This window comes from Caballeronia sp. LZ032 (assembly GCF_031451315.1).
Lineage (GTDB): Bacteria > Pseudomonadota > Gammaproteobacteria > Burkholderiales > Burkholderiaceae > Caballeronia.
In genome coordinates this window covers 82,193-105,761 of record NZ_JARUXP010000002.1, presented here as the reverse complement: position 1 = coordinate 105,761, position 23,569 = coordinate 82,193, and the positions used below count along the sequence as shown (strand labels likewise).

Below are 23,569 nucleotides of genomic sequence, written 5' to 3'. Positions count from 1 at the left end.
TGATGAACGTAGCGAAGATGAAGCTGGACAAGCCCGTTGCCATCATCGGCGCGGGGCTCGTGGGCGCGGGCTGGGCGATTGCCTTCGCGCGCGCCGGGCTGAACGTGCGCGTGTACGACGCGAATCCGCGCACCGCCGAGAACGCCATTCCGTGGGCCGCGAACCAGTTGGCGGCGTTGCACAGGCACGGTCTCATCGACGAAGCGCCGGAAACCATCGCCGCCCGCCTGACGCTCGCCGATTCGCTCGCGCAAGCCATCGACGGTGCTGCGTACGTGCAGGAGTCGGTGCTCGAGCGCGTCGATGTGAAGCGCCAGCTGATGCTGGATCTCGACAAGGTGGCGGACGCCGATGTGATCATCGGCAGTTCGAGTTCGGGCATCAAGGCCTCCGACTTCGCCTGCGACCTCGCCATCTCGCCGCGCGTGCTGATCGCGCATCCGGTCAATCCGCCGTACCTCGTGCCGGTCGTCGAACTCGTGCCGTCGACGCAGACATCGTCGGCGACGGTCGAGTTCACCGATGCCCTGATGCGCGGCATCGGGCAAAGCGTCGTGCATGTGCGCAAGGAGATCGAGGGCTTCGTGCTGAACCGTCTGCAGGCGGCGCTGCTGCGCGAAGCGTGGGCGTTGCAGCGCGACGGCATTGCGAGTTGCGAGGATATCGACAAGACCGTGCGCGACGGCCTCGGCTGGCGCTGGTCGTTCATGGGCCCGTTCGAGACGATCGACCTGAACGCGCCGGGCGGCGTGGCCGACTATGCGAACCGGCTCGGACCGCTGTATCACTCGATCGTCAAGTCGCGCGTCGATGACGGTCCGTGGGATGAAGCGCTGATAGCACAGGTCGAGAAGGACCGTCGCCAGCATCTCTCCGCCGATGACCTCGCCGCGCGCCGCGACTGGCGCGACGAACGGCTGATGCAGTTTGCGGCGCAGCGGGCGAAGGAAGACGGCGAGCGTTAAGCGGCTTTAACGGCGGGCTTCGGTCGCCATTCTGAGCGCGAGGCCCGCGAGCACGGTGCCCATCAGCCAGCGCTGGATGAGCAGCCACGCAGGCTTGCGCGCGAGAAACACGGCGATGGAGCCCGCGGTCATCGCCACCGACGCATTCACCGCGATGCTCAGCGCGATCTGCACGAGGCCGAGCATCATCGATTGCGCGAGCACGCTGCCGTGTTGCGGATCGATGAACTGCGGCAGCAGCGACAGATACAGCACGGCAATCTTCGGATTCAACAGGTTGGTCACGAAGCCCATCGTGAAGAGCTTGCGCGGGCTGTCGACGGGCAGATCGCGCACCTGGAACGGCGAGCGGCCGCCAGGCTTCACGGCTTGCCACGCGAGCCAGAGCAGATACAGCGCGCCGCCGAAGCGCAGCGCGTCATAGGCGAACGGAATGGCGATCAGCAGCGCGGTGATGCCGAAGGCCGCGCACAGCATGTAGAACACGAAGCCCAGCGCGACGCCGCCGAGCGAGATCAGGCCGGCCGTGCGGCCCTGGCAGATGGAGCGGGAAATCAGGTAGACCATGTTGGGCCCGGGCGTCAGGGCCATGCCGAGCGCGACCAGCGCGAAGGCGATGAGGTGGGATGTCTGGGGCATGAGGGCGGGCTCCGGTGGGACGGGTGGAACATTGTCCCGTGCCAGGAGGTGGCGGGACAGGGACACATGCTGTGCGTGCCTTCGATACACTTGCCCACGGGTTTCAGCGCTTCAAGTCCGTGAAATGAGTTCCTGCACCAGCTTGCCGAGCCGCTGGCCCGTGTCCGCGAGCGCGGCTTCCTCCACCGGCGCGCCGGACGCCAGCAGCTTGCGCAAGGGCGTCACGTCGCCCCCGCTATTGAGCGCGACCGCCGCCACTGGGCGCGCATCCCGCAGTCCGATCCACACCGCGCGAGCGCTGTTCTGCGTCGAGCCATCGCGCACGATCCAGCGCATGTCCGGCGCGAGCGGATCTTCCAGTCCCAGAAACTGCATGTTCCAGTCGGCCTGATCGGTCCAGAACCACGGCAGCAGCGTATAAGGCGTCTCGATACCGAGCGCGTTGGCCGCCGCCGCGCGGCTCTGCTGCTCGGCGTTCTGCCAGGACTCGACGCGCACGCGCCGCCCGGTCTCGCCAAACGGAAAGCTCACGCAATCGCCAGCCGCATACACGTGCGGCGCCGACGTGCGGCAAAGCCGGTCCACCGCGATGCCCGTATCAGTGACGAGCCCCGCCTGCGCCGCGAGTTCGACGTTCGGCAACTGGCCAATGGCGATCAGGCAAAGATCCGCGTCACAGGTCTCGCCGTCACGCAGTGAGACGCGCAACGGCTTTCCCGGTTCGTCGACGATCTGCTTGATCTGCCCGCCGAAGCGAAAGCGGATGCCGCGCGCCTCATGACGCTTCAGCAATTGCGCGGAGAGCGCGGCGGGCAGCTTGTCGGGCAACAACGAATGGCGCGATTCGATCACCGTGACGTCGATGCCCTGCGCACGTGCGGCGTCGGCACATTCGAGCCCGAGAAAGCCGCCGCCGATCACGATCAGCGAGCGCGCCTGTTGCAGGCGTTCGCGCAGCACGCGTGCATGCGCGAGGCTGCGCAACGTGAGCAAACGGGCGCCGTCGCCGCGGATGCGTCCCGGCCACGGGCGCGCGCGGCCACCGGTCGCGAGAATGCAGCGGTCATAGCGGAGCGTGCGGCCGTCGTCGAGATCGATGGCGTGTTCATCCGCACGCAGCCGCAGCGCGCGCGTGCCGAGCAGCAGGTCGATCCGCGCGTCGTCGTAACGAGCGGCTTCGTAGAGGTGTACGCGCGTGGCGCCGGCGTGCGCGCCGAGCATCGCCTTGGAGAGCGGCGGGCGTTCATAGGGCGCGTCGGGCTCGTCGCCCACCAGCGATACCGCGCCGTCGTAGCCGAACTCGCGCAGCGCATGCGCGCACCGCGCGCCCGCCTGCCCGGCGCCGACGATCACGACATGCGCCAGCGCGTTCATGCCGCGTCGCCGAGTTCGACCAGCACCGCGCCCGCCTCCAGCGCCACCCGATACACGCGCAGTCCGCGATCGACCGGGCCGCATTGCGCCGCGCCGGTGCGCACGTCGAAACGCGCCTGATGCAGCGGACACTCGATGCAGCCGTCCTCGAGATAGCCCTCGCTCATCAGCGCGTATTGATGTGGGCAGACGTTCTCCGTCGCGAAGTATTCCTCGTCGATGCGGTAGATCGCCACCTGCCGGCCGTCGATCTCCACGCCAAGCGGTTCGTCGTCCGGTACGTCGGCGGCATTCACCGCGTATACAAAGCCTTGCTCCATCCATTCACCTCGCGTGAGACGTTATTCATGTCCGCGTGTTTCAGCTTGTGCTTCAGCGCCTGCCCGCCGACGGCACCAGCAAGCTCAATCCAATCCAGCGCTGCATCACCAGGATGCCGGCCGCCGACAGCACCACGACGAGCGTCGAAAGCGCCAGGATCACCGGCTCGAAATCGAACTGCAACGACTGGAAGACCTGGACCGGGAACGTCACGTTGCCGTCGCTCGCGAGAAAAACGGTGACCGGCACGTCGCCGAAGGACACGATGAAGGCATAGAAGAAGCCCGCCACCACGCCGGGTTTCATCGCCGGAAAGACCACGCGCCAGAAGATGGTCCAGCGGGTCGCGCCCAGGCTCTGCGCCGCCTCTTCCAGCGCAGGATTCAGGCGCGTCAGCACGGCGGCGACCGTGCCCACCGCGTAGGGAATCGTGAGGAACACATGCGCGATGATGAGGCCGGTGAGCGTATCGATGAGATTCACGCCGCTGTCGGACAGACGGTAATAGAACTGCAGGAACACCACGCCCGTGACGACCGAAGGCACTTGCAGCGGCAGCCGGAAGAAGCTCTGCAACGCGCCCTTGCCGCGATACGTGCCGCGCACGATGCCGAGCGCCGCCATGCTGCCGATGACCGTCGAGATGAGCGCCGCGCTCAGGCCCACGATCAGGCTCGTCTGCAACGAATGCAGATACTTGACGGGCAGATGCCGGTACCAGTGCAGCGAGAACTGCTGCGGCGGGAAGCGAAAATAGAACGTCTGGCTGCCGTCGAACGACGCAATGGCCACGGCCAGGATCGGCGCGAGCATGAACGCGTAGACGAGCGCGGTGATCGTGGTCAGGACGACGCGACGCGACGTGCGCCAGTGACGGTCGGCCAGCCGCGCGAGCGGAAGAGGCATGGACAGGTTCATCGCGGCTCCCTGCGGCGGGCACGGAAGAAGAAGGCGAACGCAGCGTTCAACGCCAGCACGAAGACGAGCAGGATGGTCGACAGCGTCGCGCCGGTGCCGTAGCTCACGTCCTGCACGATCTTCTGCTGGATCAGCAACGGCAAGGTCAGCACCTTGCCGCCGCCCAGCAGGACCGCGGACGTGAAGGCGCCCATGTTCATGTTGAACGTGATCAGCGCGCCGTTGATGATGCCCGGCGCGGCGATCGGCAGGACCACGCGGCGCAGCGTGCCGAGCCAGCTCGCACCGTGGATCTCGGCGGCTTCCTCGAGGCTTTCGGGAATCGTCTGGATCACGCTCAGCAGGATCATCACGAGCAGCGGCAGCGTGTACTGCACGAGCCCGATCACCACGCCCACGCCGTTGCTCGTCAGCTGCAAGGGCTCGTCGATCAGGCCGATACCGCGCAGCGCCGCGTTGATCAGCCCTTCGCGGTTGATCAGCAGCGACAGGCCCAGCACCTTCACGACCAGCGTGATGAACGACGCCATCAGCAGCAGCGCCAGCAGATGCGAAGCCCAGCGCGCCTTCATGCGCGCGAGAAGATACGCGCACGGCAGCGCGAGCAGCAGGCCCACGACCGTACCCATCACTGAAAGATAGAAGGTCACCCAGATGGTCTTCAGGTAGAAGACATCGGTGAGCACGCGCGCGTAATTGCCGAACGTGAACGCGGTCCCGGTCTGCCCCATGCCGAGATCGCGATGGAAGCTCAGCCAGACATAGAAGGCCTGCGGCACGACCAGCAGGAGCGTGGCGATCACGAGCGGCGGCCACAGCAGCGTCGACCAGCCGGACGCGCGCGACAATCCGGCGGGCCGTCCGCGCGTTGCGGTCTCGGCACTCATGGGCGGAGGCGGCGTAAGCGGTGCGCGGCGCTCGGCGTTCGGCGGCGAGTCGACGGCGTTCATGCGCGCGCGCCTTGTGCTGAAACATGCGCTGGATCATGCGGGCGCGCGTCGAGGGCGAAGCAGCGCTCCTGTCCGGGCGGCCACGCAAGCCCGATCCTTTCGCCGACCTGCGCGAGAATCTCATCCCCGCTCCGCTCCACGACAATTTCCCCGCCCGCGCCGAGATCGACGTGATAATGCACCGCGTTGCCCAGGAAGCGCCGCTGCGTCACCACGCCATCGAGACGGTTGCCCGTGGGCGGCGCATCGGGCGGCAGCGCGCGCAAGGTCTCCGGACGCAGCGCGAGCGCGACGCGCGCACCCAGAACCATGTCCCCGTGCCGCGCCGCGGCAATCCGTGCACCGCCGACATCGATCATGCAGCCGTCCCCCGCCACATGCATGACCGTGCCCTCTATCAAGTTGACCTTGCCGATGAACCCCGCCACGAACGGATTCGCCGGCCGCAAGTAGATGTCCTCGGGCGTGCCGGTCTGCTGCACGCGGCCGCCGCTCATCACGACGATGCGATCCGCCAGGCTCATCGCTTCCTGCTGATCGTGCGTCACCATGACCGTGGTGATGCCCAGTTCGCGTTGCAGGCGCGCCAGTTCCGCCTGCATCGCCTCGCGCAGCTTCAGGTCGAGCGCGCCGAGCGGCTCGTCCATCAGGAGCACGCGCGGACGCGTGGCGAGCGCGCGGGCCAGCGCGACACGCTGCTTCTGGCCGCCCGAGAGTTCGTCCGGATAACGCTGCGCCAGATCGGGCAGCCGGATCATGTCGAGACATTCGCCGACGCGCCGCGCAATCTCGCGCGAGGGCACCTTGCGCTGCTCGAGCCCGAACGCGACGTTCTTCGATACCGTCATGTTCGGGAACAGTGAATAGTCCTGGAACACCATGCCGACATCGCGCTTGCGAGGCGGCATCCAGGTAACGTCCTGACCATCGATGCGAATTTCGCCCGAGGTCGGTTCGACGAAACCGGCGATCATGCGGAGGGTCGTCGTCTTGCCGCAGCCGGACGGACCGAGCAGCACGAGGAACTCGCCCTCCGCGATGGAAATGTCCACGTCCGACACGACCGGCCCGGATGAATAGCTCTTGCACACACGCTGCAACGAAACGTTCGCCATGCTTCTGCTCCGACTTTCATCGCGGCCCGGCGGATGATCCGGGCCGAAGTTCAGACGCCAAACACTCAGGACGTACTACATACGCCGGATAAGCCCTAGCGCGTGATGTCGCGTGCCCAGCGGTCGTGCCAGGCGGCCAGATCGATCTTCGAGTAATCGACTTCCTTCATCGCGTTGATGTCGGCGTCCGAGAACTTGAGGATGTCCTTCACCGACGCTTCCTTCGACATCCGCTCGCGCGCCTGCGGGTTCATCGGCAGATCGCCGACGGCCATGCCGAAGCTGAACTGCGTGTCGGGCGCGAGGTACTGGTTCAGGAAGGCCTCGGCTGCGGCCGTGTTGGCCGTGCCCTTGACGATGTGGTACAGGTTCGGCCAGATACAGCCGCGCATCGTGTCGCCGAACTGCATGTAGGACACGGCGATCGGCAGGCCGGAGCGCTTCAGGCGCAGCGCCCACGCCGCCGACCATGGCGCGGCCCAGATCTCGCCGGAGCCGAAGCGCGTCGCCAGTTCGGTGGAGGCCGCGAAGTAGTAGGCGGGCTTGATCTTGTTGACGAGCGGAATGGCGCGCGCGATGGAAGATTCGTCGCCGCCCGCGTCATAGGCCAGGCCGACGATCGCGCCGAGGTGCTCGGTGTGATCGACGTCCGGGAAGGCCACGCGGCCCGCGAGCTTCGGATTGGCCAGATCCGAGTAATGCGTGGGCGGTGCGATGCCCGCTTCCTTGAACTTGTCGGCGTTGTAGACCACCACGTCGAGCAGCGCGAAGGTGGTCACCGCGTACGGCTTCACGGCGATGGCCGGCAGCGGCTTCATGTTGGGCACGTTGGCGGCATCGATCTTTTCGATAAGACCCGCGCTGACCATCCGGTTGACGAGTTCCGGCGCGCCTTCCATCGCGTCGAACGGACGGGCGCGGCCGCGTGCCGCGATCAGCTTGGCGAGATTGCCGGTCGGCGAATCGATCACATAGCCGACATTCGCGCCGCGCGCCGCCACAGGCTGGCCGACGAACTTGTCGAGGTTGTCGCGCCACGATCCGCCGTAAGTGCCGACCTTGAACGCTCCGTCGAGCTGTTCCGCGGCGCGCGCCGACGGCGTGAAAGCCGGCAGCAGCGACGACGCCGCGCCCGCCAGCGCGGTCTTGAGCAGACTTCTTCTACCTTTGCTGAACGAACCCGTCGCATCCATCGGCTTTCTCCCCTTCGCTGCGCGCGTGAAAAGTAGTGAGAACTTGTCAGGGCGTCTTCGGACGCGGTGTCCTCAGATCGCACAAACGTTCATCTATGTGAACGTCCATTTCCAATTATGTACATCCAAAAAATTCAAAACACAAACTTTTCAATAATCTGTTCTCGCGCAGGATGAGGCGTTATAAAGGTTTGCGAGAAGAATGGACAGGAACGCACGGATTGTTTGACAATCCAAATTTGTTTGAATAGATTGATAACACGGAACGTTCATTCACATATGTGAACGAATTTACCAAGGAGATGACTTGAGCAAGATTCCGTATCAGGCCACGCCCATCGACGCCGCTGACCCCGCAGCGTCGCGCGCCAGCGAGGACACCCGGGCCAAGGCCGCCGACAGTGCGGCAGAGCCGGGCCGCGGTGCGGGCGTGAAGAGCGCATTGCGGGTGCTGACCATCCTCGAATTCTTCGCGACCACGCGGCGCCCCGCCACGCTGGCGCAGATCGCGCGTCAGCTGGAGTGGCCGAAGTCGAGCCTGCTGGCGCTGCTCGAAACCTTGCGCCAGGAAGGCTATCTGTACTGGCTCGGCCGTGACGACGGGTATTACCCGACGCGGCGCTGTCTCGACCTTGGTCAGGCCATCACCGGCCACGACCCCATCCTCGCCGCTGCGCGGCCGTTCCTCGCGCGCATCTGCGAGGAGACCGACGAAACCGCCATCCTCGCCAAGCGCGAAGGGCTCGAAGTGCTGTATCTCGAAGTGGTGGAGCCGTCGCGCGCGCTGCGCTACAGCGCGCGTCCCGGCCAGCTGAAGCCGATCCACAGCGGCGCGTCGGGCCGCGCGCTGCTCGCGCTGATGTCGGCGGAAACGCGCGGCGAGCTGATCCAGCGGCTCGAGCGGCGGCGCTTCTCGGACCAGACGCTGGTGGATCCGCAGGACATCGCGAACGCGGTAGAGATCGGCTCGGCGCGCGGCTGGCACGTGGCGGTCAATGAGTATCAGGCGGAAACCACCTCGATCGCGGCGGGCTTCCGCTTCGGCGCCGAAGACTATGCGTTCGTCGTCGCCGCGCCCAATGCGCGCGTGCTGGAACGCGAAGAGGAGATCGGCGCGATCGTCGCGGCGCAGGCCGCCGACATGTACCGGAGATATGCACGATGAGTCTTTCCACCCGGCTGGTCGACGCCTGGACCCAGCTCTTCGCGCTGTGCAAGCTCAAGTCCGAAGAGAGCGTGCTGATCCTGATCGGCGACATCACGGACCCGGAACATCACGCGGCGGCGCGCTTCGCGCTCGCCCGGCTGGGCAATCCGATGATGAGCGTGGAACTGGGCGCGTCCGTGGCGGTCAAGGTGGGCGGCGACAGCACCGCGCACTACGGACCCACCGCGCTGTCCGGCAACCGGCTCGCCATCGAGGCGATGAAGCGCACGGATCTCATCGTCGATTTGATGGGCATGTATCGCGGCTCCGAACAGGAAGAGATTCTCGAGTCCGGCGCGCGCATCATCCTCGTCAAGGAACCGCCCGAGATCTTCATGCGCCTGCTGCCCACGGAGACGGACCGGCTGCGCGTCAAGCGCGCCGAAACGCGCATGCGCGCGGCGCGCCGGCTGGACGTCACGTCGGCGGCCGGCACGCGCTTCAGCGCGCGCTTCGGCGAGTATCCGCCGCTGGTCCAGTACGGTTTCGCCGACGAACCCGGCCGCTGGGATCACGCGCCGAGCGCGTTCATCGCGCGCTGGCCGGACGAGGCGTCGAGCAACGGCATCGTCGTGCTCGACGAAGGCGACACCATCCTGCCGTTCAAGGACTACGTGCGCACGCCCATCCGCCTCACCATCGAGAACGGCTTCGTGACGGGCATCGAAGGCGGCCTCGACGCCCGCTACCTGCGCGATTACATCGCCTCCTTCAACGATCCCGACGGCTACGCGGTCTCGCATCTGGGTTGGGGCCTGCTCGACCGCGCGCACTGGACCATGCTCGGCATGTACGACAAGCGCCAAACCAACGGCATGGACGCCCGTTCCTACGCCGGCAATTTCATGTTCTCCACCGGACCAAACGCGGAAGCGGGCGGCACGCGCCACACGCCCTGCCATCTGGACATTCCGATGTCCGGCTGCAGCGTGCAGATCGACGGCGTGCCGGTGGTGATCGACGGACAAGTGATCGAAACCGCGCCGGATACCGTCCGCGCCTGACGCAACCAAGCACGTTCAAAACAAAGGAATCGCACCATGAATTCAGTCATGCAGACGTTCGACGACGAACCGGCGCACCGCACGCTGCATCCTTGGGACGGTGTGATTCCCGACGCGGATCTCGCTGCGTTCGACGCCGCCGGCTTCGACGGCCGCAGCGGCACCGGCCAGCGTCCGGCGCTGCTTGTCATCGACATGCAATACCGCTCCTTCGGCGAGACGCCGCGCCCGCTGCTCGACGCCATCGCCGAATATCCGACGAGCTGCGGCGAATACGCCTGGTCGTGCGTGCCGCACATGGTGCGTCTGCTGGCCGCGTTCCGCCGCAACCGCTTCCCGGTGATCTTCCCGCACGTCGCGCCGAAGGGCGTCCACGACGCCGGACGCTTCGGCGACAAGGTGCCCGGCATCATGGATATCGACCGGCGCGGCTATGACTTCGTCGAGGAAGTGGCCCCGGCGGCGGCCGAACTGCGCATTCCCAAGTACCACGCGAGCGCCTTCTTCGGCACCGCGTTGACGAGCTATCTGATCGACCAGCGCATCGACACGCTGTTCGTCACCGGCGGCACGACGAGCGGTTGCGTGCGGGCCTCGGTGGTCGATGCGTCGTCGCTCGGCTTCAAGGTGGTGGTGCCGCACGAGTGCGTCTTCGACCGCTCGCGCATCTCGCACGCCGTGAACCTGTTCGACATGCACAAGAAGTATGCGGACGTCGTCGATACGGACCATGCGCTCGCGTTGCTGAGCGAGGCGAACGCGCTCGCGCAGCGCGGCGTGTGAAGGCTTTGTCAGACCCATTCGGCGCGCGGGGCGAACGCCCGCGCCAGACGGTATTCCGGAGATCCCCATGAACGCCAATGTGCCGCTGCAATTCATCGACCTGCAAGACCGCTTCGCCCGGACCCGCGAGCAGCTCGCCGCCGCGCGTCATCTGCCCGGCGAGGTCTACGCCAAGACTGACGTGCTCGCCCTTGAAAAGCAGAAGATCTTCCTCGACACCTGGCTGTGCGTGGGCCGCGAGGAAGAACTGCCGAACGTGGGCGATTACCTCACCGCCAGCATCTGCGATGAACCGTATGTGCTGACGCGCAATACGTCGGGCGAGATCAGCGCGTTCATGAACATGTGCCTGCATCGCGGCGTCGCGATCGCGGAAGGCCGCGGCAATGCGCGCGACTTCAGTTGCCCGTATCACGCCTGGCTTTACGATCTCGAAGGCAAGCTGCTGGTCGCGCCAGGCATGGGCAAGACGCCGCTCGACATCGCCGGCAAGCGCCTCAAGACGCTCGAAGTGCGCACCTGGCGGGGCTGGATCTTCATGAGCTTCAACCGCGAGCCGATGCCGTTCGAGGAATTCATCGGCGAATTCGCGGAGAACACGCCTTGGTTCCGCACCGACGAATGCCGGATGGCCGAGAAGATGCAGATCGAAGTGGCCTGCAACTGGAAGCTGCTGGTCGAGAATCTGGTCGACATCTATCACGTTCCGGTGCTGCATACCGGCACATTCGGGCGTTTCAACGACTACCGCAACCTCGATGTGAAGCTGCATGCGCGCGGCAGCTGGTCCTACGACCAGAAGGCCCGTTCCCACTCGAAGACGGGCAAGAGTCTCTTCCCCACATTGCCCTGGCTCGAAGGCCTGCCGGACGACACCTCCTCGCGCGGCGGCCTGTTCCCGAACGTGACGCTCTCCATGCGCAGCGACAGCCTGCGGCTGTGGCAGGTGTGGCCCATCGACGCCGAACGCACGCGGCTCGACATCTACCTGATGTTCCCGCCGGTCGCGTTCGAGCAGCCCGATTTCGAAGCCAATCTCGCCGAATACAAGGCCTTCGTCGCGAAGCTCGTGGCGGAAGATGCGTCGATGGTGGTTTCGTTGCAGAACGCCATGAAATCGCCCTTCTACGAGCCGGGTCCGATGTCGTCGATGGAAGTCGCCGTGCATCACCTGATGAAAGCCTATCTCGACGCAATCGAACGCTGAGCCGTCATGTCCACCGCACGTCTGCCTCAAGGAACCTCTCAAGTGAGCCGTCCCGTTATCGAAACTTCGGTGCTGATCGTCGGCGCCGGTCCCGCTGGTCTTTCTCTCGCGCTCGACCTCGGCTGGCGCGGCATCGACTGTCTGCTGATCGACCAGCAGCCGTCCGCCGACGTGGTCCTCCCGCGCGCATCCGGACTAAGTTCGCGCACGATGGAGTTCTTCCGCCGCTGGGGCATTGTCGAGGATGTCGCGCGCGCGGGCTTCCCGCAGGACTATGCGCTCGACATCGTTTACTGTACGAGCCTCGCCGGACACGAACTGGCGCGCGAGCCCTATGCGCCGCTCGGCGGCCGGGAAGCGCCCGACTTCACGCCGCAGGACCGGCATCGCTGCCCGCAGAAACTGCTTGATCCAGTTCTTGAAAAAGCGCTCGCACGCTTTCCTTCCGTCACGCTGATGCGCAGTCTGCGGCTCGCCAGTTTCTTTGATGACGGCCAGGGCGTGCGCGCGTTCGTCGACCGCCTGCCGGGCGGCAAGCGGCATCAGTTCACGGGCGAGAACATCGACCGTGTGTTCATCGGCGAACGGGCGGAGCCGCCGCAATCCGGTGTGGAGACGCTCGAGATCCGCGCGAAGTACATGGTGGCGTGCGACGGCGTGGACAGCGGTATCCGCAACGCGCTGGAGATTCCGCTCGAAGGCACGCCGGTCCTGAACTACACGATGAGCCTGCTGGTCGACGCCGAGCACCTGCAGGACAAGCACAAGATGGGCGCCGCCGAGCGCTACATGATGATCGGGCCGGAAGGCGTGTGGGGCAATCTGACCGTGGTGGACGGCCATACGGAATGGCGGCTGTCGCTCTCGGGTTCGGCGCAGAAGCTCGATCTCGCCAATCTCGACACGGACGCGCTCGTGCGCCGCTGCTTCGGCGACGACACCATTCCGTTCAAGGTCCGCGCAATGTCGCCGTGGCGGCGCCGCGAAGTGGTGTCGTCAAAGGTGCGCGCGGGGCGCGTGTTCATCGCCGGCGATGCGGCGCACGCGATGTCGCCGACGGGCGGCTTCGGCATGAACACGTGCATCGGCGATTCCGTCGATCTCGGCTGGAAACTGGAAGCCGTGCTGAAAGGCTGGGGGGGCGAGGCGCTGCTCGATACCTACGAATGCGAGCGCAAGCCGGTCATGACCCGCTTCGTCAAGGCCGCCGCCGATCTCTTCAAGCCGTGGATGCTCAAGCTCGACTACAGCGCCGTGCTCGACGAAACGCCGGAAGGGGAAGCCGCGCGCCGGCATGTCGGCGCGACGCTCAAGGACGCGATGCTCGCGGAATGGGAGATCGCGGGGACCTCGATGGGGTATCGCTATGACCGCTCGCCGATTGTCATCGGCGACGGCACCGAGCCCGTGCCCGACGAACCGATGGTATATATCCAGAACGCGCGGCCTGGCTCGCGCGCGCCGCACGCCTGGCTCGACGACGGCCGCTCCACGCTCGACCTGTTCGGCGAGGGATTCACCCTGCTGTCGTTCGCCGGCGATGCGCCGTCCACGCAGGCGCTCGAACGGGCGGCGAGCGAGCGCGGCATGCCGCTTTCGGTGGTGCAACTCGACCGCCCGGATATTGCGGCGCTGTACGAGAGGCGTTTCGTGCTGGTGCGTCCGGACGGTCACGTGGCGTGGCGCGGCGACGCGCTCGACGCACCGGACGAACTGCTCGACACCGTGCGCGGTGCACGCTGCGTGGCGCAGGCCCAGGCCGCGGCATGACTCACACGCCACCGGCGACGCCCATGTCCAGCACCTTCCAGTACGGCGCGCATGTCAGCGCGAACGGCATCCGCCAGCATTACCTCCGCTTCGGCGGACGCGGGCCGGCGCTCGTTATCGTGCCCGGCATCACGAGTCCGGCAGCCACTTGGGATTTCGTCGGCGAGGCGCTGGGCGAACAGTTTGATACTTACATCCTCGACGTGCGCGGACGCGGCCTGTCTGAAGCGGGTCCGCATCTCGAGCACGGCACGGCGGTCTATGCGGCCGATGTCGCCGCGTTCGCCGGCGCCATGCGCTTCACGCGCTTTCACGTGCTGGGACATTCGCTCGGCGCGCGCGTCGCGGCTCGTCTTGCAGCCAGCGCTCCGGGCGCGCTGGAGCGGCTGATTCTCGCCGATCCGCCGGTCAGCGGACCGGGGCGCCGGCCGTATGTGAAGTCGCTGCCGTTCTATCTGGATGCGATTCGCGAAGCGCAATGCGGCGGTCTCGATCACGAGGCCATGCGCAAGACCTACCCGACGTGGTCGGATGCGCAACTGCGGCGCCGCGCCGAATGGCTACATACGTGCGATGAAACCGCGATCGCCGCGAGTTACGCGAGCTTCCAGGACGACGATTTCCATGCCGACCTGCCGCGTATTCAGGCGCAGACGCTGCTGATGGTCGCGGGAAGGGGCGACGTGATTCGCGAGGAAGAGCTGCTCGAGATCGAGGATCAGGTGCTGGATCTCAAGGTGGCGCGCTTCCCGCATGCCGGACACATGATTCCATTCGACGATGCCCGCGGGTTCACGTCATGCGTGCTCGAATTTCTGGGCACGGACTGAAGGTGTCATCCGGCGGCGCTGTCGAGACCCAACGCCGAAGCCAGCCCGCGCGACTCGCGCCAGGCGATTTTCACGAACGGATCGGTGGCGTCGTAACGTCCTTTGCCCGTCGACATCACCAGATTCGCATCGGTGAGCGCCAGTAGTGCGTTCTGGATCGCACTCTGCGAGACCGGCATGCCAATCTCAACAGTGAGCGCCTGATTGGTTTCAGAGGAATAGAACCCGCCGGTGGGTCCGTCGCTCAGGCAGATTCGATTGAACAGGGTCGTGGCAAGATCGCCCAGGCTCTCGGCTCGCGAGATCTCGGCATCGGCCGCGGCATGGCGCAACGCCTGCACGATGATCGGCAACTGGGCGTCGGGCGCGAGGTCGGAGGGGCTGTCGCGCAGAGCAATCAGAGCCTTCAACAATTCTTCCGGCCGGCTGCCCAGCTGCTGGAAGGCGTTGACCGCAGCAGGCAATGTGGTCAAGCGTTCGCCGAGCTGCTCACGCGTCAGGTCCAGCACATGCATCACGTAGTCCTGGCCCAGCAGCGGGAACGCCTGCGACCATGCACCCTGAAACGCCTGATTGCCGCGCATCATCATTTCCTGCACCTGCGCCCGGTGCGACCCGGTGCCGATGATGAAGAGCCGCCCGGGCATGCCGGGCTCCAGATTGACCGCGTCCCGGGCCGCCTTCAGGGCCAGCAGCAGTTCGTTGCCGGCGACGCTGCCCATTGCGTGCTGAATTTCGTCGATGATCAATACGACATCGGCACGTGTTTTCTCCACGACCTCAGTGAACACGTCCGCCAGAGTCGGTCCGGTTTTCTTGCCCAACTGATCCAGCCTGAAGCCGAATTCGAAGCCGGCGCCCCCTATGTCGATTTCTGAAACACGCTTGAGCTGCCGGGAAATTCGGCCGAACAGGTCGGATGCCGGCGTCTGCAGGTCCGCCAAGGTTTGTTCCATGGCGCCCGTGACCAGATCCGCAGGATCGGCCTGTACCTGACTCCACAAATCGGCATACATGACGATGGCGTCCTGACGCTGCAGCGCCGGCATCAGATCCTGCCGGATGAAAGTCGTCTTGCCGATGCGCCGCGGCCCGGACAGAAACACGCCGGCCCCGAAGTGCGGATCGAGCGCTCGGGGATGAAAGATCTGCCAAACCATTTCTTCAGCCAGCTCCGTGCGGTGGTAGGCCATGGCAATTATGAAAATTATTTACTTGGGATAATTACCCCATCCAAATAATTTTGGTTAAAGGCCGCCCGCGCCTCTTCGCTGTCAAAGAAAGTGCCCTCCTCAACCCCGCAAGGCCAGCCCGATATAATCGCCGGACCATTCCACGAGGATCCGCGCATGAAAATTCTTGTCGCCCTGAGCACTGCCCTGGCCCTGTCGAGCACCGCGTTCGCCGCCAACACCACCGAAAAGCTGCCCTCCGGCGTCGTGGTCGAGCACCTGAAGCAAGGCACCGGCGCACAGCCGACGGCCAGCGACGTCGTCCGCGTCAACTATCGCGGCACACTCGCCGACGGCACCGAATTTGACAGTTCCGCGAAACACGGCGGCCCCGCCACCTTTCCGCTCGGCCGCGTGATTCCGTGCTGGACGCAAGGCGTACAGAAAATGAAAGTGGGCGGCAAGGCCAAGCTGACCTGCCCGTCCGCCACCGCCTACGGCAGCCAGGGCGTTGGCCCCATTCCGCCGAACAGCGATCTGACCTTCGAAATCGAACTGCTCGGTATCGGTCAGTAAGCCATCGCGCAGTAACCATCGCGCAATAAGAAAGGGCGCCGCAGGAGTTCATCCTGCGGCGCCCTTTCTTTCGCGCCGTGGCGCGTCAGCGAATTACATCGTCACGGTGTCGGCCACTTGCTTGAAGTCGTCGATGCGGTCGAAGTTCAGGTACTGATAGATCTTGTCGCCATTGGCGTTGATCACGCCGATATCGCCCATGTACTCGTCCTTGGTCGGAATCCGGCCCAGACGCGAGCAGATGGCCGCCAGTTCCGCCGAGCCGAGATACACGTTCGTGTTCTTGCCCAGACGGTTCGGGAAGTTACGCGTGGACGTGGACATGACCGTGGCGCCCTCGCGCACCTGCGCCTGGTTGCCCATGCACAGCGAGCAGCCCGGCATTTCGGTACGCGCCCCGGCCGTGCCGAACACGCCGTAATGGCCTTCTTCGGTCAGCTGCTTCTGGTCCATCTTGGTCGGCGGCGCGACCCACAGCTTGACCGGAATGTCGCGCTTGCCTTCCAGCAGCTTCGACGCCGCACGGAAGTGGCCGATATTCGTCATGCACGAACCAATGAACACTTCGTCGATCTTCGCACCGGCAACATCCGACAGCGTCTTCACGTCGTCCGGGTCGTTCGGGCAGGCCACGATGGGCTCATGCACGTCGGCCAGATCGATCTCGATGACCGCCGCGTACTCGGCGTCCGCATCCGGCGCGAGCAATTGCGGATTGGCGAGCCATTCTTCCATCGCCTTGATGCGGCGCTGGAGACTGCGCGGGTCCTGGTAGCCCTCGGTGATCATCCACTTCAGCAGCGTGATGTTGCTGTTGAGGTATTCGATGATCGGTTCCTTGTTCAGGTGCACCGAGCAGCCTGCCGCCGAACGCTCGGCCGAGGCATCCGACAGTTCGAACGCCTGCTCCACCTTCAGATCCGGCAGCCCTTCGATTTCGAGGATGCGGCCCGAGAAGATGTTCTTCTTGCCTTGCTTGGCGACCGTCAGCATGCCCTGCTTGATGGCGTACAGCGGAATGGCATTGACGAGGTCACGCAGCGTGACGCCCGGCTGCATCTTGCCCCTGAAGCGCACCAGCACCGATTCCGGCATGTCCAGCGGCATGGTGCCGGTAGCGGCCGCGAAGGCCACCAGTCCCGAACCCGCCGGGAAGCTGATGCCGATGGGGAAACGCGTGTGCGAGTCGCCGCCGGTGCCGACGGTGTCGGGCAGCAGCATGCGGTTCAGCCACGAGTGGATCACGCCGTCGCCGGGACGCAGCGCGATGCCGCCACGGTTGCTGATGAAGTTCGGCAGGGTCTGGTGCGTCTTGACGTCGACCGGCTTCGGATACGCGGCGGTGTGGCAGAACGACTGCATCACCAGATCGGCCGAGAAGCCGAGGCACGCCAGGTCCTTCAGTTCGTCGCGGGTCATGGGGCCCGTGGTGTCCTGCGAGCCGACCGAGGTCATCTTGGGTTCGCAGTACGTGCCCGGACGCATGCCCTGGCCTTCCGGCAGGCCGCAGGCGCGGCCGACCATCTTCTGCGCCAGCGAGAAGCCCTTGGCCGTGCCGGCCGGCTGTTGCGGCAGACGGAACAGGTCCGACGGCGCCAGGCCCAGCGCTTCACGCGCCTTGGCCGTCAGCCCGCGGCCGATGATCAGCGGAATGCGGCCGCCGGCGCGCACTTCGTCGAACAACACTTCCGACTTGACCTGGAATTCCGCGATGACCGCGCCGTTCTTCAGCGCCTTGCCTTCGTACGGACGCAGCTCGACGACGTCGCCCATTTCCATCTGCGACACATCGAGTTCGATGGGCAGCGCGCCCGCGTCTTCCATCGTGTTGTAGAAGATCGGCGCGATTTTCGAGCCGAGGCACACGCCGCCGAAACGCTTGTTCGGGATGAAGGGAATGTCTTCGCCCGTGAACCACAGCACCGAGTTGGTGGCCGACTTGCGCGAGGAACCCGTGCCGACGACGTCGCCCACATAGGCGACCAGGTGGCCCTTCTCCTTCAGCGACTCGATGAAGCGCACCGGGCCGCGCTTGCCGTCTTCTTCCGGCGTGATGCCGGGACGCGCGTTCTTCAGCATGGCCAGCGCGTGCAGCGGAATGTCCGGGCGCGTGGTGGCGTCCGGCGCCGGCGACAGGTCGTCCGTGTTGGTTTCGCCCGTCACCTTGAAGACGGTCACGGTCAGGCTGTCAGGCACTTCCGGACGGCTCGTGAACCATTCGGCGTCCGCCCAGCTCTGCAGCACGGCGCGCGCGTGGGCGTTGCCCTTGTCTGCGAGTTCCTTGACGTCGTGGAACTGGTCGAACATCAGCAGGGTTTTCTTCAGCGCGTCCGCGGCGACGGCGGCCACTTCGGCGTCAGAGAGCAGTTCGATCAGCGGCGCGATGTTGTAGCCGCCCAGCATCGTGCCGAGCAGTTCGGTGGCGCGCTGGCGCGAGATCAGCGGGCAGGCGGTTTCGCCCTTGGCCACGGCGGCCAGGAAGCCCGCCTTGACGCGTGCAGCCTCGTCCACGCCGGCCGGCACGCGGTTCGTGATGAGGTCGAGCAGGATCTGCTCTTCGCCTGCGGGCGGATTGGTCAGCAACTCCACCAGCTCGGCGGTCTGCTGAGCAGTCAGGGGCAGAGGCGGAATGCCGAGCGCGGCGCGTTCGGCGACATGAGCGCGAAAATTTTCAAGCATGAGGGGACCGTTCGTTTGCGTTTCAAAGGACGACTTTCCAGTCGCGCCGAGGCTGCTCCCGGCATTGCTTCGAGCGCAATTTTAGCGTTTTGACCGTGTCGCGTCAATTATCTTATGTCTTATGTCTTATACAAGACTCAGGCTCAAAGCCTGTTGCGACCGTCGGTTTTCATGGTTCGACGGCATGCCTGACTGGCGCCCCGCGCTCACGCCGAAGCCGACGGCCACGAAGCTTCGATCGCCTGCAACGCACTCGTCACGATGGAACGGTTCAGTGCCGCCGCCAGCACGCCGTCGCGTTCCTCATAGGCTTCGCACAGGCGTTGATGATCGGAGCACGAGCGTTGCAGGCGTCCGGGCAGCGACGTACTCAGGCGGCGCAGTCTGTTGATACGCATGCGCATGGATTCCAGCACCTCCTTGAAGATGCCGTTGCCGCACACGCGCAACTCTTCATCGCGGAACGCGACGTTAGCCCAGAAGTAGGCATCGACGTCGCCGCGCGCGGCGGCCTCGGCAAGGTGCCGATGCGCGTGCCAGAGCCGCTCGATGTCCTGCGGCGTCGCCCGCTCGACCACGCCCAGCGAGATCTGCGCGTACAGCAGCGCGCGCAGCTGATACAGCTCGCGCGCGTCTTCGATCCTGATGGCCGAGACCCTCGGACGCTTGCGCGGCGGCCAGTCAACCAGTCCTTCGCGGCTCAGGACGAACAGCGCTTCGCGCACCGGCGTGCGGCTGACCTCAAAGCGCCGTGCGAGTTCGACGGAGTTCAGATCGTCGCCGGGTGCGAGCCGCCCTTCGATGATCCCGCGCGCGACCCAGTCGATGATCTCTGCGGTTGCGGGATTGAATGTGTCGACACTTTCGCTCATGACGATCATTTCGGATGTCTGGTAAGGTGCAATAAGACGCCAATAATTCTACCTTCGCCGCGATGGAGTTCGGTATCAGATACTCCATCTGTCGACACTTGGAAGAATTTCCACTACGAGGAGACAATGCATGTCCGAGCGCCATCGGCCTCAACGTCGCAGGCTGTTGCAATCCGCCGGCGCACTCGCCGCGCTATCGCTGGGCGGTTCGCGCCTCGTCTTCGCTGCGGACGAAAGCGCGAGCGAAGCAGCGAGCACCGGCGCAGACAGCGAGCACATCACCGCGCAACTCGCGCGCTACATGGCGCAGGCCCGCACGATGCCGCTCCCCGCTCCCGTCGTCCTCGCCTGCAAGCACCGGATTCTGGACACCTTCGGCGCGATGGTCTCCGGATCGCGTATGCGCCCCGGCATGCTCGCGGCGAAATACGTCGGCACGCTCGGCGGCGCGCCGCAGGCGACGGTCATCGGCACGCACGCGCGCACGAGCATCGTCAATGCGGCGCTGGCCAACGCCATGTGCGCCCATTCCGATGAAACCGACGACTTCGAACCGGTGACGAAGGCGCATCCCGGAAGTTCGGTGGTGCCGTCGGCGCTGGCCATGGCCGAGCACGGCGCGCAAAGCGGCGAAACGATGATCCGCGCGGTCACGCTCGGCTATGACCTCGCCTGCCGCCTGCTGATGGCGCTCGGTCCCGATCTCGTGCGCGGCTCGCATCGCAGCGCGGAAGGCACGGCCTCGACCTTCGGCGCGCTCGGCGCGGCGTCCGCCCTTGCGGGTCTCGACGAAACCGCGATGCGCTATGCGATCTCCTATTCGGCACAGCAGGTGTCGGGACTGTGGAGCTGGGTCAAGGACAAGGACCACATCGAGAAAGCCTTCGACTTCGCCGGCATGGGCGCGCGCAACGGCGTCATGGCGGTGAGCATGGTGCAGTCCGGCATGACGGGCGTGCGCGACGTGCTCGACGGCACGCACAACCTGTTCATCGCGCTTTCCACTCAGCCTGATCCGCACGCGATGATCGACGGGCTCGGCTCGCGTTTCTACGTGACCGAGACGGCGATCAAGACGTACTCGGTGGGTTATCCGATCCAGTCTCCGCTCGACGCGCTGCTCGCCCTGCGCAAGCAATACGGCCTGACGCCGGACAACGTGAGCCGCATCGTCGTGCGGATTCCGCCGGATGCGGAAGGCATCGTCGGCGATAGCGCGATGCCCGACGTCAACTGCCAGCATCTCGTGGCGCTCGCGCTGGTGAAGGGCGCGGTGTCGTTCCGCGACAGCCACGATGTCGCCCTGATGCGCGATCCCGCCATTCTCAAGGAACGCGCGAAAGTGACGGTGCAGCCGGACCCCGCGTTGCACGATCCCGCCGCGCCGCGCGGTGCGAAAGTGCAGGTCACGCTGACGGATGGCCGCACGGTCGAGCACTTCACGCGCTTTGCACCCGGCACGAAGGAGAACCCGCTGTCGAGCGAAGCGGTCGCGGCCAAGGCGCGCGACCTGATGGCGCCCGTGCTGGGCGCCGCGCGCACGGCCGCGCTCATCGAGAAGATCGAGCATCTGGAAACGCTCAGGGATGTGCGCGAACTGCGCCCGCTGCTTACCGCCTGACGCCCGACACACTACAAGGAGACGAACACATGGCCAACATCGACCGGCGCTACTTCCTGAAGACCGGCGCGGCGGGCGCACTCGCGTCCGCCACCGTGGGCACGAGCGCGCTGGCGCAAGGCAACAGTGCGGCATCGCAGCCCGGCGCCACGAATGCGCGCCCGCCGAAGGTCACGCGCATCCTTGCCGAATTCATCGGCAAGACGCGCTACGAAGACCTGCCCGCACCGGTGCGCCGCGAAGGCGTGCGCACGCTGATGAACTGGGTCGGCGTGGCGGTGGGCGGTTCGCACGACACGACAGTCGATCGCGCCGTGGCCGCGCTCACGCCTTTCTCGGGGCCGCCGCAAGCGAACCTGCTTGGACGCACGGAGCGCTTCGACATCATGAACGCGGCGTTCATCAATGGCGTCAGCAGTCATATCTTCGATTACGACGACACGCACCTGAAGACCATCATTCATCCGGCCGGTCCGGTGGTGTCCGCGATTCTCGCGTATGCGCAATACCAACCCGTGTTGGGCAAGGACTTCCTCAATGCGCTGGTGCTGGGCGTGGAGACCGAGTTGCGCATCGGCAATGCGGTGTACCCGAATCATTACGATGTCGGCTGGCACATCACCGGTACCTGCGGCGTGTTCGGTTCGGCGGCGGCGATGTCGAAGCTCATGGGCCTCAGCGTACAACAGACGGTCTGGGCGCTGGGACTGGCGGCGTCGCAGCCGGTCGGCTTGCGCGAGTCGTTCGGGTCGATGAACAAGAGCTTCAATCCCGGCCGCGCCGCTGCCAACGGCATGTTCGCGGCGATCCTGGCGAGCAAGGACTACACGAGCTCGGACGGCATGATCGAGGCGAAGCGCGGCTGGGCGAACACGATCAGCACCAAGCAGGATTACCGCGAGATCACCGACGGGCTCGGCACGCATTACGAGTCCACGCTCAACACGTACAAGCCGTTTGCGTGCGGCATCGTGATTCACCCGGCGCTGGACGCCGCCATCCAGCTGCGCGACCAGAACCATCTCAGCGCCGATCAGATCGAGCGCATCGACTTGCGCGTGCATCCGCTCGTCATCGAACTGACGGGCAAGAAGACGCCGCAGATCGGCCTCGAAGGCAAGTTCAGCATCTATCACGCGGTGGCGATCGCGATCATCGACGGCGCCGCCGGCGAGAAGCAGTTCAGCGACGCCAAGGTGCGCGATCCGCAGACCGTCGCGCTACGCGAGAAGGTGAATACGATCGTCGATCCTTCGATCAAGCCGGAACAGGTGGACATGACCATCACGCTGAAGGATGGCCGCAAGCTGCACAAGTTCATCGAGCATGCGATCGGCAGTACGGAGGTGCCGATGAGCGATCAGCAGCTGGAGAAGAAATTCTCCGATCTCGCCGACGGTATTCTGCCGGCGGATCAGACGCGGAAGCTGATCGACACGTGCTGGCATGTCGAGGCGCTGGAGAATGCGGGGGATATTGCGGTGGGGGCGGTGAGGCGTTAGCGCATCCCGCCACTCGCAATCAGACTCTCACCCGTCAACCACCGCGCATCGTCCGACGCAAGAAACACCGCAACGGCCGCAATATCATCCGGCCGCCCAACCCTGCCGAGCGGCGTTTGCGCCAGCGCCGCCGTTTCGAATTCCGAACCGATGACGCCCGCCGTATGCGTGCCTTCCGTCACCACGACGCCCGGATTGATCGAGTTCACACGGATCTTCCTCGGACCGAGTTCGCGCGCCAGCGAACCGGTGATGGCATCCACAGCGCCTTTGGTGCCGCTATAAACGGCAGTAGTCGCCGGCGTGATGCGGCTCACGACCGAACTCACATTGACGATGCTCGCGCCTTCGCCCATATGCTTGACGGCGGCCTGCGCGGTCAGCAGCGTGCCCAGCACGTTGACATTGAACTGCTTGTGGAAGTGCTCTTCGGTGATCTCTTCCAGCGCCGCGAATTCATAGACGCCGGAATTGTTCACGAGAATATCGAGGCGGCCGTAGGTTTCGATTGCCGCGTTCACGATGCCTTGCGCATCCGCCGCCTTCGATACATCTCCGCCCACTGCAACCGCACGGCCGTTCGCCGCGGTGATCGCGGCGACGACGGCATCGGCGCCTTCCTTGCTGCTGGCATAGTTGACGACCACCGCCGCGCCTTCGGCTGCGAGCGCCTTGGCGATGCCTGCTCCGATGCCCTTCGATGCACCCGTGACCACCGCGACCTTGCCTGCAAGTTTGCTCATGATGTCTTCCCTGAAAAGTTGACTGGACGGTAGAGGACCGGCTGCTTTGTTGTTTCGCTGGGTCGGCCCTGCCATGGTGACAATGTAGTTGGGCTGTCACCACCGATAAAGCGGACTAAAGTGAATTG

General features: G+C 65.2%; 21 protein-coding genes. 10 read left to right on the top strand and 11 right to left on the bottom strand.

Features of this window, described 5'->3' with window-relative positions:
• Positions 1–2 precede the first annotated feature (2 nt).
• A complete protein-coding gene (locus tag QCE69_RS16065) occupies positions 3–965 on the top strand; it encodes a 3-hydroxyacyl-CoA dehydrogenase (RefSeq protein ID WP_309931807.1) in 963 nt (320 codons plus the stop codon).
• Positions 966–971: 6 nt separating this feature from the next.
• On the opposite strand, the gene QCE69_RS16060 is transcribed toward QCE69_RS16065, so the two are convergent.
• The 7 genes from QCE69_RS16060 to QCE69_RS16030 form a co-directional block, all read right to left on the bottom strand.
• Positions 972–1,604 carry a LysE family translocator gene (locus tag QCE69_RS16060; protein WP_309811988.1) on the bottom strand — a complete coding sequence of 211 codons (633 nt, stop codon included), beginning with the start codon at positions 1,602–1,604 and terminating at the stop codon, positions 972–974.
• Between the two features lie 111 nt (positions 1,605–1,715).
• Complete coding sequence (locus QCE69_RS16055; RefSeq protein ID WP_309931805.1) at positions 1,716–2,978, bottom strand: FAD-dependent oxidoreductase; 1,263 nt, start codon at positions 2,976–2,978, stop codon at positions 1,716–1,718.
• A complete protein-coding gene (locus tag QCE69_RS16050; protein ID WP_309920204.1) occupies positions 2,975–3,298 on the bottom strand; it encodes a non-heme iron oxygenase ferredoxin subunit in 324 nt (107 codons plus the stop codon). The genes QCE69_RS16055 and QCE69_RS16050 overlap by 4 nt, the downstream gene beginning before the upstream one ends.
• Before the next feature lie 52 nt (positions 3,299–3,350).
• A complete protein-coding gene (locus QCE69_RS16045) occupies positions 3,351–4,217 on the bottom strand; it encodes an ABC transporter permease (protein WP_309931802.1) in 867 nt (288 codons plus the stop codon).
• On the bottom strand, positions 4,214–5,167 hold the full coding sequence (locus tag QCE69_RS16040; RefSeq protein ID WP_309920198.1) for an ABC transporter permease: 954 nt from the start codon (positions 5,165–5,167) through the stop codon (positions 4,214–4,216). Before QCE69_RS16040 ends, QCE69_RS16045 begins: the two co-directional genes overlap by 4 nt.
• On the bottom strand, positions 5,164–6,282 hold the full coding sequence (locus tag QCE69_RS16035) for an ABC transporter ATP-binding protein (RefSeq protein ID WP_309931801.1): 1,119 nt from the start codon (positions 6,280–6,282) through the stop codon (positions 5,164–5,166). Before QCE69_RS16035 ends, QCE69_RS16040 begins: the two co-directional genes overlap by 4 nt.
• Before the next feature lie 95 nt (positions 6,283–6,377).
• Positions 6,378–7,475, bottom strand: a complete 1,098-nt coding sequence (locus QCE69_RS16030) for an extracellular solute-binding protein (protein WP_309920195.1) — start codon at positions 7,473–7,475, stop codon at positions 6,378–6,380.
• A gap of 307 nt (positions 7,476–7,782) precedes the next feature.
• Between QCE69_RS16030 and QCE69_RS16025 the strand changes: the two genes are divergently transcribed.
• From QCE69_RS16025 to QCE69_RS16000, 6 genes are all read left to right on the top strand, one after another.
• Positions 7,783–8,640 carry an IclR family transcriptional regulator gene (locus QCE69_RS16025; RefSeq protein ID WP_309920192.1) on the top strand — a complete coding sequence of 286 codons (858 nt, stop codon included), beginning with the start codon at positions 7,783–7,785 and terminating at the stop codon, positions 8,638–8,640.
• A complete protein-coding gene (locus QCE69_RS16020) occupies positions 8,637–9,686 on the top strand; it encodes a 2,5-dihydroxypyridine 5,6-dioxygenase (RefSeq protein WP_309920189.1) in 1,050 nt (349 codons plus the stop codon). Before QCE69_RS16025 ends, QCE69_RS16020 begins: the two co-directional genes overlap by 4 nt.
• 36 nt (positions 9,687–9,722) lie before the next feature.
• Complete coding sequence (locus QCE69_RS16015; RefSeq protein WP_309931799.1) at positions 9,723–10,469, top strand: isochorismatase family protein; 747 nt, start codon at positions 9,723–9,725, stop codon at positions 10,467–10,469.
• A gap of 67 nt (positions 10,470–10,536) precedes the next feature.
• On the top strand, positions 10,537–11,676 hold the full coding sequence (locus tag QCE69_RS16010; RefSeq protein ID WP_309931797.1) for an aromatic ring-hydroxylating dioxygenase subunit alpha: 1,140 nt from the start codon (positions 10,537–10,539) through the stop codon (positions 11,674–11,676).
• Positions 11,677–11,718: 42 nt separating this feature from the next.
• Entirely contained in the window at positions 11,719–13,446 is a 1,728-nt protein-coding gene (locus tag QCE69_RS16005) for an FAD-dependent monooxygenase (protein WP_309920179.1), read from the top strand.
• Positions 13,447–13,469: 23 nt separating this feature from the next.
• Positions 13,470–14,276, top strand: a complete 807-nt coding sequence (locus QCE69_RS16000; protein ID WP_309920177.1) for an alpha/beta hydrolase — start codon at positions 13,470–13,472, stop codon at positions 14,274–14,276.
• A gap of 5 nt (positions 14,277–14,281) precedes the next feature.
• Here QCE69_RS16000 and QCE69_RS15995 read toward each other — a convergent pair whose 3' ends face one another.
• The gene (locus QCE69_RS15995) at positions 14,282–15,469 is read right to left on the bottom strand and encodes an AAA family ATPase (RefSeq protein WP_309931795.1); all 1,188 of its coding nucleotides are present in this window, start codon (positions 15,467–15,469) and stop codon (positions 14,282–14,284) included.
• Positions 15,470–15,625: 156 nt separating this feature from the next.
• Here QCE69_RS15995 and QCE69_RS15990 point away from each other — a divergent pair, with 156 nt between their 5' ends.
• Positions 15,626–16,024, top strand: a complete 399-nt coding sequence (locus tag QCE69_RS15990) for an FKBP-type peptidyl-prolyl cis-trans isomerase (protein WP_309811983.1) — start codon at positions 15,626–15,628, stop codon at positions 16,022–16,024.
• Between the two features lie 93 nt (positions 16,025–16,117).
• Here the strand turns inward: QCE69_RS15990 and acnB are convergent, their stop codons facing one another.
• Together acnB and QCE69_RS15980 are read right to left on the bottom strand one after the other, a co-directional pair.
• On the bottom strand, positions 16,118–18,703 hold the full coding sequence (gene acnB / locus QCE69_RS15985) for a bifunctional aconitate hydratase 2/2-methylisocitrate dehydratase (protein ID WP_309931792.1): 2,586 nt from the start codon (positions 18,701–18,703) through the stop codon (positions 16,118–16,120).
• Between the two features lie 206 nt (positions 18,704–18,909).
• Positions 18,910–19,575, bottom strand: coding sequence for a GntR family transcriptional regulator (locus QCE69_RS15980; RefSeq protein ID WP_309931790.1), 666 nt, complete (start codon positions 19,573–19,575; stop codon positions 18,910–18,912).
• A gap of 130 nt (positions 19,576–19,705) precedes the next feature.
• Between QCE69_RS15980 and QCE69_RS15975 the strand changes: the two genes are divergently transcribed.
• Both QCE69_RS15975 and QCE69_RS15970 read left to right on the top strand, forming a co-directional pair.
• Positions 19,706–21,196 (top strand): MmgE/PrpD family protein, encoded by a 1,491-nt coding sequence (locus QCE69_RS15975; RefSeq protein WP_309931789.1) that lies wholly within the window; start codon positions 19,706–19,708, stop codon positions 21,194–21,196.
• A gap of 29 nt (positions 21,197–21,225) precedes the next feature.
• Complete coding sequence (locus QCE69_RS15970; RefSeq protein ID WP_309931787.1) at positions 21,226–22,698, top strand: MmgE/PrpD family protein; 1,473 nt, start codon at positions 21,226–21,228, stop codon at positions 22,696–22,698.
• On the opposite strand, the gene QCE69_RS15965 is transcribed toward QCE69_RS15970, so the two are convergent.
• On the bottom strand, positions 22,695–23,441 hold the full coding sequence (locus tag QCE69_RS15965) for a glucose 1-dehydrogenase (RefSeq protein ID WP_309920153.1): 747 nt from the start codon (positions 23,439–23,441) through the stop codon (positions 22,695–22,697). The genes QCE69_RS15970 and QCE69_RS15965 overlap by 4 nt on opposite strands.
• Positions 23,442–23,569: the final 128 nt, after the last annotated feature.